Below are 15656 nucleotides of genomic sequence, written 5' to 3'. Positions count from 1 at the left end.
GAGCCCCTGACCGGCGGGAAACCGCTGGTCGGGGGCTTTGTCGTGGCTATCGGCGAGCAAATGTGTGCCACGCCACAACCATCGGGTGCCCAAGGCTGTCTCACTTGTAGACGGAAACACCCGGTCCCTTCCTCCACGACACCTCAGCACGCTTATGGGGACCCTTGTCTCCATCAGCGGTGATTTGTGGTGCTCTGCGGCGATATCTCCGCAGGGGTTTCGCCGCGGGGATCTCGCCGCGGGACATGGCGGGCTCGGGTGCCTTCACCGACGAGCAAGGGGGACCACCTGATGCGTGCCCGTAAGACCGCGATTGCTGCCTCCGCCTGCGCCTTCGTCCTGCTCGGCGCCGGTTCGGCGCTGGCCGGAACCGGCCCCGCGCCCGCGCCCGACGCCAGAAAGGCGGCGCCCCAGTCGACCGCGCCCTCGGCGGACGGCAACCCGCGCAGCCTCAAGGCCCAGGCGGCCGGGGTCTGTTCCGACGCCTACCAGATCGGCACCACCGCGTACATCGACAGGAAGGGAGCGCACGCCGCGTCGGTGAAGCAGTTCTACTCGCCCAGCTGCAAGAAGAACTACGGCTACGTCTGGGTGTGGCAGAGCTTCCGCGACAAGGTCAAGGACTACGACGTCAGCACCGGGGTGTACAGCTACGCCCGGGACGAGATCGTCGGCCAGGACTGGTGGAACAAGACCAACGTCCAGGAGTTCTGGTCGCTGCCTGCCGCCACCGCCAACGAGTGCACCTCCGCGGTCGGCGAGCTGCGCGCCCCCGGCGACCCGCTGCCGGGCCACGCCATGACGTCCAAGCGCTGCTGAGCACACCCCCTGCCCGGCGGCCACAGCCGGGTGCCGAGGCCGCTGGCCCCGCCCCTCCGAGGGGCGGGGCCAGCGGGCTGATCAGCTATTGGTTTGGGCCCCGCCGAGATACCCGTTATCGTAGGGCGGTATGCCTCCATCCGGATGATCGCGACTATCGATGATCATCGCCTCGGATGCGGCTCAACACTCTCACTAGGACCCGGAGAGAGCAATGCCTCCCAAGAAGAAGAAGGTCACGGGGCTTATCAAGCTCCAGATCCAGGCCGGCGCCGCCAACCCGGCTCCGCCGGTCGGCCCCGCGCTGGGCCAGCACGGCGTGAACATCATGGAGTTCTGCAAGGCGTACAACGCCGCGACCGAGTCGCAGCGTGGCTGGGTGATCCCGGTGGAGATCACGGTCTACGAAGACCGTTCCTTCACCTTCATCACCAAGACGCCGCCGGCCGCCAAGATGATCCTCAAGGCCGCGGGCGTGGAGAAGGGCTCCGGCGAGCCGCACAAGACCAAGGTCGCCAAGATCACCGAGGCGCAGGTCCGCGAGATCGCCACCACCAAGATGCCCGACCTCAACGCGAACGACCTGGACGCCGCGTCGAAGATCATCGCCGGCACCGCCCGTTCCATGGGCATCACGGTCGAGGGCTGATCCCAGCCCTACTCGACGGAGTCGCACCGTCGACCCCGTGACCTGAGTGGCAGGGCCACGCGCTGGCCCGGACCACGAACTCCCCACCTGAACCTCAGGAGTAGAAGTGAAGCGCAGCAAGACTCTCCGCGCTGCGGACGCCAAGATCGACCGGGAGAAGCTGTACGCCCCGCTCGAGGCCGTCCGTCTCGCCAAGGAGACCTCCGCGACCAAGTTCGACGGCACCGTCGAGGTCGCCATGCGTCTGGGCGTCGACCCGCGCAAGGCCGACCAGATGGTCCGTGGCACCGTGAACCTCCCGCACGGCACCGGCAAGACCGCCCGGGTCCTGGTCTTCGCGACCGGTGACCGTGCTGCGGCCGCGGAAGCCGCTGGGGCCGACATCGTCGGCGCCGACGAGCTGATCGACGAGGTCGCGAAGGGTCGCCTGGACTTCGACGCCGTCGTCGCCACCCCGGACCTCATGGGCAAGGTCGGCCGCCTCGGCCGCGTGCTCGGTCCGCGTGGTCTGATGCCGAACCCGAAGACCGGCACCGTCACCCCCGACGTCGTGAAGGCTGTCAACGACATCAAGGGCGGCAAGATCGAGTTCCGCGTCGACAAGCACTCGAACCTGCACTTCATCATCGGCAAGGTGTCCTTCGACGACACCAAGCTGGTGGAGAACTACGCCGCGGCCCTGGAGGAGATCCTCCGTCTGAAGCCGTCGGCCGCCAAGGGTCGGTACATCAAGAAGGCCGCCATCACCACCACGATGGGCCCCGGCATTCCGCTGGACTCCAACCGCACCCGCAACCTCCTCGTCGAGGAGGACCCGGCCGCCGTCTGAAACTGACGACAGCCGCGCCTGGCGCGAATGTGACGGGCCCCGCAACCATTTCCGGTGCGGGGCCCGTCCCGTTTTTCGGGTACATGTTCGGGGGACGGGCTGTGCCGCTGCGCGAGGTGTGCCGCGTACGGGACACGTACAGCACACGGGTACGGGATACGGGGACGAGCGTGCTGCGCTAGCGTGCTGGCTCTCCATGGACGCAAGGGGTGGGACGACATGAACAGCACGACTGCGCGACGCGTGGCTCTGGCGGTCGCGGCCGCGGCGGCCCTGACCGGGGTCACCGCCTGCGGCTCCTCGGACGACTCGGGGGACTCCGACAGTGCCGAGGGATCCGGCGGCAAGGGCGGCCTGAGCGTCAGCCCCATAGCCGCGCTGCGCACCATCGAGAACACGACCGACAAGGCGGATTCGGCCAAGGTGGAGTCCGAGACCACCATGGGCTCCGTGATGTCCATGAAGGCCGAGGGCGCCCTCGGCTGGGCCGACGGCCTCACCGGCAACATGACCATCACGTACACCGGTGGCCAGATGGCGGAGACGATGCGCCAGGCCGGCACCACGTCGATGGAGGCCCGCTATCTGCCCGAGGCCTACTACGCGAAGATGGGCGAGCAGTTCGCCGCCCAGGCCGGCGGCAAGCACTGGGTGAAGTACGCCTACGACGACCTGGAGCGGATAGGCGGCGGCTCGGGCGCGTACATGAAGGACGCGATGCAGAACAGCACGCCGCACCAGTCGGTGAAGATGCTGCTCGCCTCCGGCGACGTGAAGAAGGTCGGCGAGGAGAAGGTGCGCGGCGTGGACACCACGCGCTACTCCGGCACGGTCGAGGTCGCCGAGCTCGCGGAGCAGAGTTCGGGTCTGAGCGAGTCCCAACTCGCCGACATGAAGAACCAGTTGGAGCAGGCCGGGATCACAACCGAGACCATCGACATCTGGGTCAACGACGAGAACCTGCTCGTGAAGAAGACCGAGCGCGGCCAGATGAAGACGGGCCGGCTCGCCGCCACCGCGTACTACAGCGACTACGGCACCGAGGTCTCCGCCGAGGAGCCCCCGGCCGCTGACACGGCGGACTTCAAGGATCTGATGAACAAGCAGCCGAGCATGTAGGGCCGCGCCCCGCCCCGCGCCGCCGGAGAACCCGGTCGGCGGAGATCCCCGCTGCCCGAGAACCCGAAGGAAGGCCCCGCCTACCTTCGGGTAATCTCGGCCGGGCAATAAGTGGATCAAATGTTCCTAGGGGTGGGGTCATGAGCATTTCCGTACGTACGGGACGTAAGAGAACCGCGGGCGCCGCGCTGGCGGCCGTGCTGCTCGCCGGTGGCGCGGTCAGCTGTGGGTCGGAGAAGTCCGACAAGGCGGGGGGCGACATGGCGCCCGCGGCGGCCGTCAAGAAGGCCGCCGACAAGACCGAGGACCTGACGTCGTTCTCGTTCCGGATGAAGGGCAGCGTCCCGGGCGACGGGCGGGTCCAGGCCGAGGCGGCCATGACCACGAAGCCGCTCGCGATGAGCATGAAGATGAGCGCGCCCGACCAGGGCCCGGAGAAGATGGAACTCCGGGTCGTCGACGGCGGCGTCTACATCGGCGGCGGCAAGGACGCGGCCAAGGAGATGGACGGCAAGAGCTGGATCAAGTTCCCGGCCAAGCCCATGGGCGGGGGAGCGGGCAAGCCGAGCGGCACCTCGGTGTCCGCCCAGGCGGACAACAACCCGGCCGACCAGTCCACCCTCCTGACCGGTTCCGACGACCTCAAGAAGGTCGGCGACGAGACCGTCGAGGGCGTCGAGACCACGCGCTACACCGGCACGGTCACGATGAAGCGGCTGCGCGAGCTGATGAAGGACGAGGACGCGGCCACCAAGAAGCGCCGCGAGCGGGGCCTCAAGCAGTACGAGGACATGGGCGTCGAGAAGCTCACGATGGACATGTGGATCGACGGCGAGGACCACACCAAGCAGTTCCGCGCCCGCGGCAAGGGCGACAAGGGCCCCCTGGACATGACCATCACCTTCCTCGACTACAACAAGTCGGTGACCGTGAAGGCGCCGCCGAAGAGCCAGGTCATGGACATCGCCGCGGAGATGAAGGGCGCCCGGGGCTGACCCGATTTGCCTGCCGCGGCCACGTTCGCGTACGCTTCCACAGAAGCCAAAGACCGCTGGTCGTTGCCGTGCGCTCGCAAGAGGGCGCGGTGGCCGAAGGATCCGCTGAAGCTGCGGACGACCCGCGTAGGTGACTGTGGAAGTGCTCCCGGACGGAATTCCGTAAGGTCGAGCTCACGCCCCGTGCGCCTGCGCCGGGGCGTTTCGTTTTGTGCAGAACCCCTTCCTGTGTGCCTGATTCAGGCGGTCCGGCGACACGCGGCTGATCGCAAGGTCAGTCGAGGATCATCACCCCGGAAGGAGGCCGAGGCTCATGGCGACGTCCGACAAGGTCGCAGCCGTCGAGGAGATCACGCAGAAGCTGCGCGACTCCAACGCTGCTGTTGTCACTTCTTACACCGGACTGTCCGTGGCGCAGCTCAAGGAGCTTCGCCGTTCTCTCGGCGAGAACGCTCAGTACCGTGTGGTGAAGAACACGCTGACCAAGATCGCGGCCAACGAGGCCGGGATCCAGCTGGACGAGCACCTCAAGGGCTCGACCGCTGTCGCCTTCGTGACCGGTGACCCGGTCGAGGCGGCGAAGGGTCTTCGTGACTTCGCCAAGGACAACCCCGCTCTCGTCATCAAGGGCGGTGTCCTTGATGGCAAGGCGCTGTCCGCCGACGAGATCAAGAAGCTTGCGGACCTCGAGTCCCGCGAGGTTCTGCTCGCCAAGCTGGCGGGCGCCATGAAGGGCAAGCAGACTCAGGCTGCTCAGGTCTTCCAGGCGCTCCCCTCGAAGCTCGTCCGCACCGTGGACGCGCTCCGTGCCAAGCAGGGCGAGCAGGGCGGTGCCGAGTAATTCGGCTCGCGCAGTGACCGTCGCCTGACGGCGACGGTCTAGCGGGCCATTTGTACGCCCGCCTCTCATGTACATCCGGCACCCGCCGAATTAGTGGAAGGACCGCCATCATGGCGAAGCTCAGCCAGGACGACCTGCTCGCCCAGTTCGAAGAGATGACCCTCATCGAGCTCTCCGAGTTCGTGAAGGCCTTCGAGGACAAGTTCGACGTCACCGCCGCCGCTGCCGCGCCGGTCGTCGTCGCCGGTGGTGCCGCTGGCGGCGCCGCCGAGGCCGTCGAGGAGCAGGACGAGTTCGACGTCATCCTCACCGGCGCCGGCGACAAGAAGATCCAGGTCATCAAGGTCGTGCGCGAGCTGACCTCCCTGGGTCTGAAGGAGGCCAAGGACCTCGTCGACGGCACCCCGAAGCCGGTCCTCGAGAAGGTCGCCAAGGACGCCGCGGAGAAGGCCGCCGAGGCCCTCAAGGGCGCCGGCGCCTCCGTCGAGGTCAAGTAACACCCTCCAGGCGCCTCAGGGCGTCTGGTGCGAGTCTCTGACTCGTCCGTGTGATCACAGCCCTCGGGCTGTAACGCACACACACCGAACGGCGATCACCCATGTGGGTGGTCGCCGTTCGGCGTTCCCGGGCACACGTGCGGCGGCTGCCTTGCACTGTCGGTCGCGGCGAGTATGGTGATCTTCGTTGTGCCTGGCGACGGGCCGTGACGGCGACGGAGCCAGGCGCGTCCGGGCAAGGGGGGCCTTGACGAACCGCACGCAGCGCGCAATTCTCAGGACGCGTCGTCACAACGATCCGCATCCGAGGCATGGATCGGCGACGAAGAGGGCAGTATCGATGTGCGTTGAGGACGTGGCTTGCCGCAGCTGTTGAGAACAAACAGGGTCTCCAGAAACCGGGACTGGACATCAGTGGGCCAGGTGGCTACACTGACCCTTTGCGCTGCCTGTTAGCTGCCTCCTGCCCGTCACCAGGGGCATGCCCATGCTTGAGCACCGTGGACTGAAACCACCCTGACCTGGGATTTCTGTCTCTCTGCCAGCTTGGGACCGGTACGCGCGTAGTGAGTCCGAGCCCTCGGAAGGACCCCCTCTTGGCCGCCTCGCGCACTGCCTCGACCGCGAATACGAACAACGGCGCCAGCACCGCCCCGCTGCGCATCTCCTTTGCAAAGATCAAGGAGCCCCTCGAGGTTCCGAACCTTCTTGCGCTGCAGACCGAAAGCTTTGACTGGCTGCTCGGCAACGACGCGTGGAAGGCTCGTGTCGAGGCGGCTCTGGAAAGCGGACAGGACGTCCCCACCAAGTCCGGTCTGGAGGAGATCTTCGAGGAGATCTCCCCGATCGAGGACTTCTCCGGGTCGATGTCGCTGACCTTCCGCGACCACCGCTTCGAGCCCTCGAAGAACTCCATCGACGAGTGCAAGGAGCGCGACTTCACGTTCGCCGCCCCGCTCTTCGTCACCGCCGAGTTCACCAACAACGAGACCGGTGAGATCAAGTCCCAGACGGTCTTCATGGGCGACTTCCCGCTCATGACGAACAAGGGCACCTTCGTCATCAACGGCACCGAGCGTGTCGTGGTGTCGCAGCTGGTCCGTTCGCCCGGCGTCTACTTCGACTCCTCGATCGACAAGACGTCCGACAAGGACATCTTCTCCGCCAAGATCATCCCGTCCCGGGGTGCCTGGCTGGAGATGGAGATCGACAAGCGCGACATGGTCGGTGTCCGCATCGACCGCAAGCGCAAGCAGTCGGTCACCGTGCTCCTGAAGGCTCTCGGCTGGACCACCGAGCAGATCCTCGAGGAGTTCGGCGAGTACGAGTCCATGCGCGCCACCCTGGAGAAGGACCACACCCAGGGCCAGGACGACGCGCTGCTCGACATCTACCGCAAGCTCCGTCCGGGCGAGCCGCCGACCCGCGAGGCCGCTCAGACGCTGCTTGAGAACCTCTACTTCAACCCGAAGCGCTACGACCTCGCGAAGGTCGGCCGCTACAAGGTCAACAAGAAGCTGGGTGCGGACGCGCCGCTCGACGCGGGCGTCCTGACGGTCGAGGACATCATCGCCTCGATCAAGTACCTGGTGAAGCTGCACGCCGGTGAGACCGAGACCGTCGGTGACAGCGGTGTCGGCATCGTCGTCGAGACCGACGACATCGACCACTTCGGCAACCGCCGCCTGCGCAACGTCGGCGAGCTCATCCAGAACCAGGTCCGCACGGGTCTGGCTCGTATGGAGCGCGTCGTGCGTGAGCGCATGACGACGCAGGACGTCGAGGCGATCACGCCGCAGACCCTGATCAACATCCGCCCCGTGGTGGCGTCGATCAAGGAATTCTTCGGCACCTCGCAGCTGTCGCAGTTCATGGACCAGAACAACCCGCTGTCGGGTCTGACGCACAAGCGTCGTCTCTCGGCGCTGGGTCCCGGTGGTCTGTCCCGTGAGCGGGCCGGCTTCGAGGTCCGTGACGTGCACCCGTCTCACTACGGCCGCATGTGCCCGATCGAGACGCCCGAAGGCCCGAACATCGGTCTGATCGGTTCGCTGGCCTCCTACGGCCGGGTGAACGCGTTCGGCTTCGTCGAGACGCCGTACCGCAAGGTCGTCGAGGGCGTCGTCAGCGACGACGTCGACTACCTGACCGCCGACGAGGAAGACCGCTTCGTGATCGCCCAGGCGAACGCGACGCTCTCCGAGGACATGCGGTTCACCGAGTCGCGCGTCCTGGTCCGCCGCCGTGGTGGCGAGGTCGACTACATCCCGGGCGACGACGTCGACTACATGGACGTCTCGCCGCGCCAGATGGTGTCGGTCGCGACCGCCATGATCCCGTTCCTCGAGCACGACGACGCCAACCGCGCGCTCATGGGCGCGAACATGATGCGTCAGGCCGTGCCGCTGATCACCGCCGAGGCCCCCCTCGTCGGCACCGGCATGGAGTACCGCTGCGCGGTCGACGCCGGTGACGTGATCAAGGCCGAGAAGGCGGGTGTGGTCCAGGAGGTCTCCGCGGACTACGTCACCGTCACCAACGACGACGGCACGTACACCACGTACCGCGTCGCCAAGTTCTCCCGCTCCAACCAGGGCACCTCGGTGAACCAGAAGGTCGTCGTCGAGGAGGGTGCCCGCGTCATCGAGGGCCAGGTCCTCGCCGACGGTCCGGCCACCGAAGAGGGCGAGATGGCCCTCGGCAAGAACCTGCTCGTGGCGTTCATGCCGTGGGAGGGTCACAACTACGAGGACGCGATCATCCTGTCGCAGCGCCTCGTGCAGGACGACGTCCTCTCCTCGATCCACATCGAGGAGCACGAGGTCGACGCCCGTGACACCAAGCTCGGCCCGGAGGAGATCACCCGGGACATCCCGAACGTCTCCGAGGAGGTCCTCGCCGACCTCGACGAGCGCGGCATCATCCGGATCGGTGCCGAGGTCGTCGCCGGCGACATCCTCGTCGGCAAGGTCACGCCCAAGGGCGAGACCGAGCTGACGCCGGAGGAGCGCCTGCTCCGCGCGATCTTCGGTGAGAAGGCCCGCGAGGTCCGTGACACCTCCCTGAAGGTCCCGCACGGCGAGATCGGCAAGGTCATCGGCGTCCGCGTCTTCGACCGTGAAGAGGGCGACGAGCTGCCGCCGGGCGTGAACCAGCTGGTTCGTGTCTACGTGGCGCAGAAGCGCAAGATCACGGACGGTGACAAGCTCGCCGGTCGTCACGGAAACAAGGGCGTCATCTCCAAGATCCTCCCGATCGAGGACATGCCCTTCCTTGAGGACGGCACGCCCGTCGACATCATCCTCAACCCGCTGGGTGTCCCGTCCCGAATGAACCCGGGACAGGTCCTGGAGATCCACCTCGGCTGGCTCGCCAGCCGCGGCTGGGACGTCTCCGGGCTCGGGGACGAGTGGGCGCAGCGTCTGCAGGCGATCGGCGCCGACTCGGTCGCCCCGGGCACCAACGTCGCGACCCCGGTCTTCGACGGCGCCCGCGAGGACGAGCTGGCCGGCCTGCTCCAGCACACCATCCCGAACCGGGACGGTGAGCGGATGGTGCTTCCCTCCGGCAAGGCGCGTCTGTTCGACGGCCGCTCCGGCGAGCCGTTCCCGGACCCGATCTCGGTCGGGTACATGTACATCCTCAAGCTCCACCACCTGGTCGACGACAAGCTGCACGCCCGGTCGACCGGCCCGTACTCGATGATCACCCAGCAGCCGCTGGGTGGTAAGGCTCAGTTCGGTGGCCAGCGCTTCGGAGAGATGGAGGTGTGGGCGCTGGAGGCTTACGGCGCCGCGTACGCCCTCCAGGAGCTGCTGACGATCAAGTCCGACGACGTGACCGGCCGCGTGAAGGTCTACGAGGCCATCGTCAAGGGCGAGAACATCCCCGAGCCCGGCATTCCCGAGTCCTTCAAGGTGCTCATCAAGGAAATGCAGTCCCTCTGCCTCAACGTGGAGGTGCTGTCCTCGGACGGCATGTCCATCGAGATGCGTGACACCGACGAGGACGTCTTCCGCGCGGCGGAGGAGCTCGGTATCGACCTGTCCCGGCGCGAGCCGAGCAGCGTCGAAGAGGTCTGACGGGAGTCCGGCGGGCTCAGAAATGAGCCCGCCGGCCCCAGGACCCCCGTTTCAGACCCCTAAGACTTACAACCCTGAGAGGGATTGACGCATAGTGCTCGACGTCAACTTCTTCGATGAGCTCCGGATCGGTCTGGCCACCGCTGACGACATCCGTCAGTGGAGCCACGGCGAGGTCAAGAAGCCCGAGACCATCAACTACCGCACCCTCAAGCCCGAAAAGGACGGACTCTTCTGCGAGAAGATCTTCGGTCCGACCCGGGACTGGGAGTGCTACTGCGGCAAGTACAAGCGCGTCCGCTTCAAGGGCATCATCTGCGAGCGCTGCGGCGTCGAGGTCACTCGCGCCAAGGTGCGTCGTGAGCGGATGGGCCACATCGAGCTTGCCGCTCCCGTCACGCACATCTGGTACTTCAAGGGCGTCCCGTCGCGCCTCGGCTACCTCCTCGACCTCGCGCCGAAGGACCTCGAAAAGGTCATCTACTTCGCCGCGTACATGATCACGTTCGTGGACGAGGAGCGCCGCACCCGCGACCTGCCCTCCCTGGAGGCGCACGTCTCCGTGGAGCGCCAGCAGATCGAGAACCGCCGCGACGCGGACCTCGAGGCCCGCGCCAAGAAGCTCGAGACCGACCTGGCCGAGCTGGAGGCCGAGGGCGCCAAGGCCGACGTGCGCCGCAAGGTGCGCGAAGGTGCCGAGCGCGAGATGAAGCAGCTGCGCGACCGCGCGCAGCGCGAGATCGACCGTCTCGACGAGGTCTGGAACCGCTTCAAGAACCTCAAGGTCCAGGACCTGGAGGGCGACGAGCTGCTCTACCGCGAGCTGCGTGACCGCTTCGGCACGTACTTCGACGGTTCGATGGGTGCCGCTGCTCTGCAGAAGCGCCTTGAGTCGTTCGACCTGGATGAGGAAGCCGAGCGGCTTCGCGAGATCATCCGTACCGGCAAGGGCCAGAAGAAGACCCGTGCGCTCAAGCGCCTCAAGGTCGTCTCCGCGTTCCTGCAGACCAGCAACAGCCCCAAGGGCATGGTGCTGGACTGCGTGCCGGTCATCCCGCCGGACCTGCGTCCGATGGTGCAGCTGGACGGTGGCCGCTTCGCGACCTCCGACCTGAACGACCTGTACCGCCGCGTGATCAACCGCAACAACCGCCTGAAGCGCCTTCTCGACCTCGGTGCGCCCGAGATCATCGTGAACAACGAGAAGCGCATGCTCCAGGAGGCGGTCGACGCCCTCTTCGACAACGGCCGTCGTGGTCGCCCGGTGACGGGCCCTGGCAACCGTCCGCTGAAGTCCCTCAGCGACATGCTGAAGGGTAAGCAGGGTCGATTCCGTCAGAACCTTCTCGGTAAGCGTGTGGACTACTCCGCGCGTTCCGTGATCGTCGTCGGTCCGCAGCTCAAGCTGCACCAGTGCGGTCTGCCGAAGGCCATGGCCCTTGAGCTCTTCAAGCCGTTCGTGATGAAGCGCCTGGTTGACCTCAACCACGCGCAGAACATCAAGAGCGCCAAGCGGATGGTCGAGCGCGGCCGCACGGTCGTGTACGACGTCCTCGAAGAGGTCATCGCCGAGCACCCGGTTCTGCTGAACCGTGCGCCGACGCTGCACCGCCTCGGCATCCAGGCCTTCGAGCCGCAGCTGGTCGAGGGCAAGGCCATCCAGATCCACCCGCTCGTCTGCACCGCGTTCAACGCGGACTTCGACGGTGACCAGATGGCCGTGCACCTGCCGCTCTCCGCGGAGGCGCAGGCCGAGGCCCGCATCCTGATGCTGTCCTCGAACAACATCCTCAAGCCCGCCGACGGCCGCCCCGTCACCATGCCCACCCAGGACATGGTGCTCGGCCTCTTCTTCCTCACCACGGACGAGGAGGAGCGCGAGGTCAAGGGCGAGGGCCGGTCCTTCGGCTCCACGGCCGAGGCGATCATGGCGTTCGACGCCAAGGAGCTCTCGCTCCAGGCGAAGGTCGACATCCGCTTCCCGGTGGGCACCTTCCCGCCCCGCGGCTGGACCCCGCCGGTCGACGAGGACGGCGACGACGCCCTCGGCGGCGTGTACCAGCAGGGCGACAGCTTCCGGCTGCGGACGACCCTGGGTCGCGCGCTCTTCAACGAGCTGCTGCCCGAGGACTACCCGTTCGTCGACTACTCGGTGGGCAAGAAGCAGCTCTCCGAGATCGTCAACGACCTGGCCGAGCGCTACCCCAAGGTCATCGTGGCGGCGACGCTCGACAACCTGAAGGCGGCGGGCTTCTACTGGGCGACCCGTTCCGGTGTCACCGTGGCCATCTCCGACGTCGTGGTCCCCGAGGCCAAGAAGGCGATCGTCGCGGGCTACGAGGCGCAGGACGAGAAGGTCCAGAAGCAGTACGAGCGCGGTCTGATCACCAAGGAAGAGCGCACGCAGGAGCTCATCGCGATCTGGACCAAGGCGACCAACGAGGTCGCCGAGGCGATGAACGCGAACTTCCCCAAGACCAACCCCATCTTCATGATGGTTGACTCGGGTGCCCGAGGAAACATGATGCAGATGCGTCAGATCGCCGGTATGCGTGGTCTGGTGTCGAACGCCAAGAACGAGACGATCCCGCGCCCGATTAAGGCTTCGTTCCGCGAAGGCCTGTCGGTGCTCGAGTACTTCATCTCGACTCACGGTGCTCGTAAGGGTCTTGCGGACACGGCTCTCCGTACCGCCGACTCCGGTTACCTCACCCGTCGTCTGGTCGACGTCTCGCAGGACGTCATCATTCGCGAGGAGGACTGTGGCACCGAGCGCGGTCTGAAGCTGAAGATCGCGGTCCGCGGCGAGGACGGCGTGCTCCGCAAGACGGAGAACGTCGAGACGTCCGTGTACGCCCGCATGCTGGCCGAGGACGTCGTCATCGACGGCAAGGTCATCGCGCCGGCCAACGTCGACCTCGGTGACGTGCTCATCGACGCCCTGGTCGCCAACGGCGTCGAGGAGGTCAAGACCCGCTCGGTCCTGACCTGTGAGTCCGCGGTCGGCACCTGTGCCTTCTGCTACGGCCGTTCGCTCGCCACCGGCAAGCTGGTCGACATCGGTGAGGCGGTCGGCATCATCGCCGCCCAGTCCATCGGTGAGCCCGGTACCCAGCTGACGATGCGTACCTTCCACACCGGTGGTGTGGCCGGTGACGACATCACCCAGGGTCTGCCCCGTGTCGTCGAGCTCTTCGAGGCCCGTACGCCCAAGGGTGTCGCCCCGATCTCGGAGGCGAAGGGTCGCGTCCGCATCGAGGAGACCGAGAAGACCAAGAAGCTCGTCGTCACCCCGGACGACGGCAGCGACGAGACGGCGTTCCCGATCTCGAAGCGTGCCCGTCTCCTGGTCGGCGAGGGCGACGCGGTCGAGGTGGGCCAGAAGCTCACCGTCGGTGCCACCAACCCGCACGACGTGCTGCGGATCCTCGGTCAGCGCGCGGTCCAGGTGCACCTGGTCGGCGAAGTCCAGAAGGTCTACAACTCGCAGGGCGTGTCGATCCACGACAAGCACATCGAGATCATCATCCGGCAGATGCTGCGCCGCGTGACGATCATCGAGTCCGGCGACGCCGAGCTGCTGCCCGGCGAGCTCGTGGAGCGCTCGAAGTTCGAGACCGAGAACCGTCGTGTGGTCACCGAGGGCGGTCACCCCGCCTCCGGCCGTCCGCAGCTGATGGGTATCACCAAGGCCTCGCTCGCCACCGAGTCGTGGCTGTCGGCGGCGTCCTTCCAGGAGACCACCCGAGTGCTGACGGACGCGGCGATCAACGCCAAGTCCGACAGCCTCATCGGCCTCAAGGAGAACGTCATCATCGGTAAGCTCATCCCGGCCGGTACGGGCCTGTCCCGCTACCGCAACATCCGGGTCGAGCCGACCGAGGAGGCCAAGGCCGCGATGTACTCGGCCGTCGGCTACGACGACATCGACTACTCGCCCTTCGGGACGGGTTCGGGTCAGGCCGTGCCGCTGGAGGACTACGACTACGGTCCGTACAACCAGTAAGAGCACGCAGCGCACACCGCGGGGCGGTCATCCGACTAGGGTCGGGTGGCCGCCCCGCGGCGCGTTGGCGCATCATGGAAGGCACACAACTTGCGGGGGAGGCGTGCATGACGAATCCGTCGTGGCAGCCGGGGCCGTGGCCGCCCCATCAGGGGCTGCCCGCCATGCGGCCGGCACAGCACGGCCAGCCGTCGATGCTGGCCGCCCACTCCGACCGGGAGCGCGCCGTCGACGTGCTGCGCGCGGGCTTCGCCGAAGGGCGTCTCCAGCAGGACGAGTACGAACGCCGGGTCGAGCGCGCCTACCAGGCCCGTACGGTGGGGGAGCTGGGTCTTCTCGTCGCCGACCTGCCGCAGGGCCCGGCCGCCTTCCAGCAGGCGCCCGTGCCGGTGCCGCACACGTTCCTGCCCGTGGCGCCGCCCACCAACGGCAAGGCCACCGCGGCGATGGTCTGCGGAATTGCGACATTCTTCACATTGGGCGCCTCGGCCGTGCCCGCGGTGATCCTCGGCCACATCGCCCGCGCGGAGATCCGCCGCACGCACGAGAACGGCGACGGCCAGGCGGTGGCAGGCCTGGCCCTGGGCTGGCTGGCGATCGCGGGCTGGGCACTGCTTCTGCTGCTCGTCGTCTCGGCGGCGTCTGGCTGATCTTGGCCGCCGGGGGGCGCCCTCCGTGCCCCGGACCAGGCCACGCGCGGCGTGTCACGGGTCCGGGGTATTTGTTTTGACCGCAGCCAATGAGGTAGGTACGCTCAGACCTTGTGCCTGGGGTGTGCCTGGGCTCGTGTGCGTGTCTTCAACCGCACGGCGAGCTCGATACCGGCCGCCGCAATCTGCGCTCTCTCCGCCTTCAGCGGGAGTCTGCAGCATTCGACACACCCGACCGCGTGGGTCGGCGACGTTCCAGGTTAGCTTTACTACTCGGCACACAGAAACCGGAGAAGTAGTGCCTACGATCCAGCAGCTGGTCCGGAAGGGCCGGCAGGACAAGGTCGAGAAGAACAAGACGCCCGCACTCGAGGGTTCGCCCCAGCGCCGTGGCGTCTGCACGCGTGTGTTCACGACCACCCCGAAGAAGCCGAACTCGGCCCTCCGTAAGGTCGCGCGTGTGCGTCTGACCTCCGGCATCGAGGTCACGGCCTACATTCCGGGTGAGGGACACAACCTGCAGGAGCACTCCATCGTGCTCGTGCGTGGTGGCCGTGTGAAGGACCTGCCGGGTGTTCGCTACAAGATCATCCGCGGTTCCCTCGACACCCAGGGTGTCAAGAACCGCAAGCAGGCCCGCAGCCGCTACGGCGCCAAGAAGGAGAAGTAAGAATGCCTCGTAAGGGCCCCGCCCCGAAGCGCCCGGTCATCATCGACCCGGTCTACGGTTCTCCTCTGGTGACCTCCCTCATCAACAAGGTGCTGCTGAACGGCAAGCGCTCCACCGCCGAGCGCATCGTGTACGGCGCCATGGAGGGCCTGCGCGAGAAGACCGGCAACGACCCGGTCATCACGCTGAAGCGCGCGCTTGAGAACATCAAGCCGACCCTCGAGGTCAAGTCCCGCCGTGTCGGTGGCGCGACCTACCAGGTCCCGATCGAGGTCAAGCCCGGTCGTGCCAACACGCTGGCGCTGCGCTGGCTCGTTGGTTACTCCCGCGCCCGCCGCGAGAAGACCATGACCGAGCGTCTGCTCAACGAGCTCCTCGACGCCTCCAACGGCCTCGGTGCCGCTGTGAAGAAGCGCGAGGACACCCACAAGATGGCCGAGTCCAACAAGGCCTTCGCGCACTACCGCTGGTAGTCGCTACCCACATCGAGACCGAGAGA

Annotated in this window: 12 protein-coding genes; all 12 read left to right on the top strand. The window is 66.7% G+C overall.

Annotated elements, in window-relative coordinates:
• The first annotated feature begins 291 nt into the window (after positions 1-291).
• A complete protein-coding gene (locus tag IE274_RS22460; protein ID WP_190117639.1) occupies positions 292-819 on the top strand; it encodes a hypothetical protein in 528 nt (175 codons plus the stop codon).
• Between the two features lie 214 nt (positions 820-1033).
• On the top strand, positions 1034-1468 hold the full coding sequence (gene rplK / locus IE274_RS22455) for a 50S ribosomal protein L11 (RefSeq protein WP_016645192.1): 435 nt from the start codon (positions 1034-1036) through the stop codon (positions 1466-1468).
• A gap of 106 nt (positions 1469-1574) precedes the next feature.
• Positions 1575-2297 (top strand): 50S ribosomal protein L1, encoded by a 723-nt coding sequence (gene rplA / locus IE274_RS22450; RefSeq protein ID WP_055698213.1) that lies wholly within the window; start codon positions 1575-1577, stop codon positions 2295-2297.
• 219 nt (positions 2298-2516) lie between these two features.
• Positions 2517-3416: an SCO4651 family lipoprotein gene (locus IE274_RS22445; protein ID WP_190117638.1), complete on the top strand. Its 900-nt coding sequence runs from the start codon at positions 2517-2519 to the stop codon at positions 3414-3416.
• A 140-nt stretch (positions 3417-3556) separates the two neighbouring features.
• Positions 3557-4411, top strand: a complete 855-nt coding sequence (locus IE274_RS22440) for an SCO4651 family lipoprotein (RefSeq protein WP_190117637.1) — start codon at positions 3557-3559, stop codon at positions 4409-4411.
• Positions 4412-4724: 313 nt separating this feature from the next.
• Positions 4725-5252 (top strand): 50S ribosomal protein L10, encoded by a 528-nt coding sequence (gene rplJ, locus IE274_RS22435; protein WP_190117636.1) that lies wholly within the window; start codon positions 4725-4727, stop codon positions 5250-5252.
• Between the two features lie 110 nt (positions 5253-5362).
• Complete coding sequence (gene rplL, locus IE274_RS22430; protein WP_190117635.1) at positions 5363-5749, top strand: 50S ribosomal protein L7/L12; 387 nt, start codon at positions 5363-5365, stop codon at positions 5747-5749.
• A gap of 596 nt (positions 5750-6345) precedes the next feature.
• Positions 6346-9831: a DNA-directed RNA polymerase subunit beta gene (gene rpoB, locus IE274_RS22425; protein WP_190117634.1), complete on the top strand. Its 3486-nt coding sequence runs from the start codon at positions 6346-6348 to the stop codon at positions 9829-9831.
• Positions 9832-9925: 94 nt separating this feature from the next.
• Positions 9926-13837, top strand: a complete 3912-nt coding sequence (locus IE274_RS22420) for a DNA-directed RNA polymerase subunit beta' (protein WP_190117633.1) — start codon at positions 9926-9928, stop codon at positions 13835-13837.
• Positions 13838-13944: 107 nt separating this feature from the next.
• The gene (locus tag IE274_RS22415; protein ID WP_190117632.1) at positions 13945-14487 is read left to right on the top strand and encodes a DUF1707 and DUF4190 domain-containing protein; all 543 of its coding nucleotides are present in this window, start codon (positions 13945-13947) and stop codon (positions 14485-14487) included.
• Between the two features lie 298 nt (positions 14488-14785).
• The gene (rpsL, locus tag IE274_RS22410; protein WP_003948652.1) at positions 14786-15157 is read left to right on the top strand and encodes a 30S ribosomal protein S12; all 372 of its coding nucleotides are present in this window, start codon (positions 14786-14788) and stop codon (positions 15155-15157) included.
• A 2-nt stretch (positions 15158-15159) separates the two neighbouring features.
• Positions 15160-15630, top strand: coding sequence for a 30S ribosomal protein S7 (rpsG, locus tag IE274_RS22405; RefSeq protein WP_003974303.1), 471 nt, complete (start codon positions 15160-15162; stop codon positions 15628-15630).
• Positions 15631-15656 lie beyond the last annotated feature (26 nt).

The sequence above is a fragment of the Streptomyces flavofungini genome, from assembly GCF_014650815.1.
GTDB lineage: Bacteria > Actinomycetota > Actinomycetes > Streptomycetales > Streptomycetaceae > Streptomyces > Streptomyces flavofungini.
Note: the sequence above shows the minus strand (reverse complement) of the source record. Positions and strands in the feature narration are given on the sequence as shown.

What these genes read in the sequence shown, in the direction of transcription:
- IE274_RS22460 (WP_190117639.1), top strand. Translation starts at nt 292, where the DNA reads ATGCGTGCCCGTAAGACCGCGATTGCTGCCTCCGCCTGCGCCTTCGTC.
- rplK (WP_016645192.1), top strand. Translation starts at nt 1,034, where the DNA reads ATGCCTCCCAAGAAGAAGAAGGTCACGGGGCTTATCAAGCTCCAGATC.
- IE274_RS22445 (WP_190117638.1), top strand. Translation starts at nt 2,517, where the DNA reads ATGAACAGCACGACTGCGCGACGCGTGGCTCTGGCGGTCGCGGCCGCG.
- IE274_RS22440 (WP_190117637.1), top strand. Translation starts at nt 3,557, where the DNA reads ATGAGCATTTCCGTACGTACGGGACGTAAGAGAACCGCGGGCGCCGCG.
- rplJ (WP_190117636.1), top strand. Translation starts at nt 4,725, where the DNA reads ATGGCGACGTCCGACAAGGTCGCAGCCGTCGAGGAGATCACGCAGAAG.
- rplL (WP_190117635.1), top strand. Translation starts at nt 5,363, where the DNA reads ATGGCGAAGCTCAGCCAGGACGACCTGCTCGCCCAGTTCGAAGAGATG.
- IE274_RS22415 (WP_190117632.1), top strand. Translation starts at nt 13,945, where the DNA reads ATGACGAATCCGTCGTGGCAGCCGGGGCCGTGGCCGCCCCATCAGGGG.
- rpsG (WP_003974303.1), top strand. Translation starts at nt 15,160, where the DNA reads ATGCCTCGTAAGGGCCCCGCCCCGAAGCGCCCGGTCATCATCGACCCG.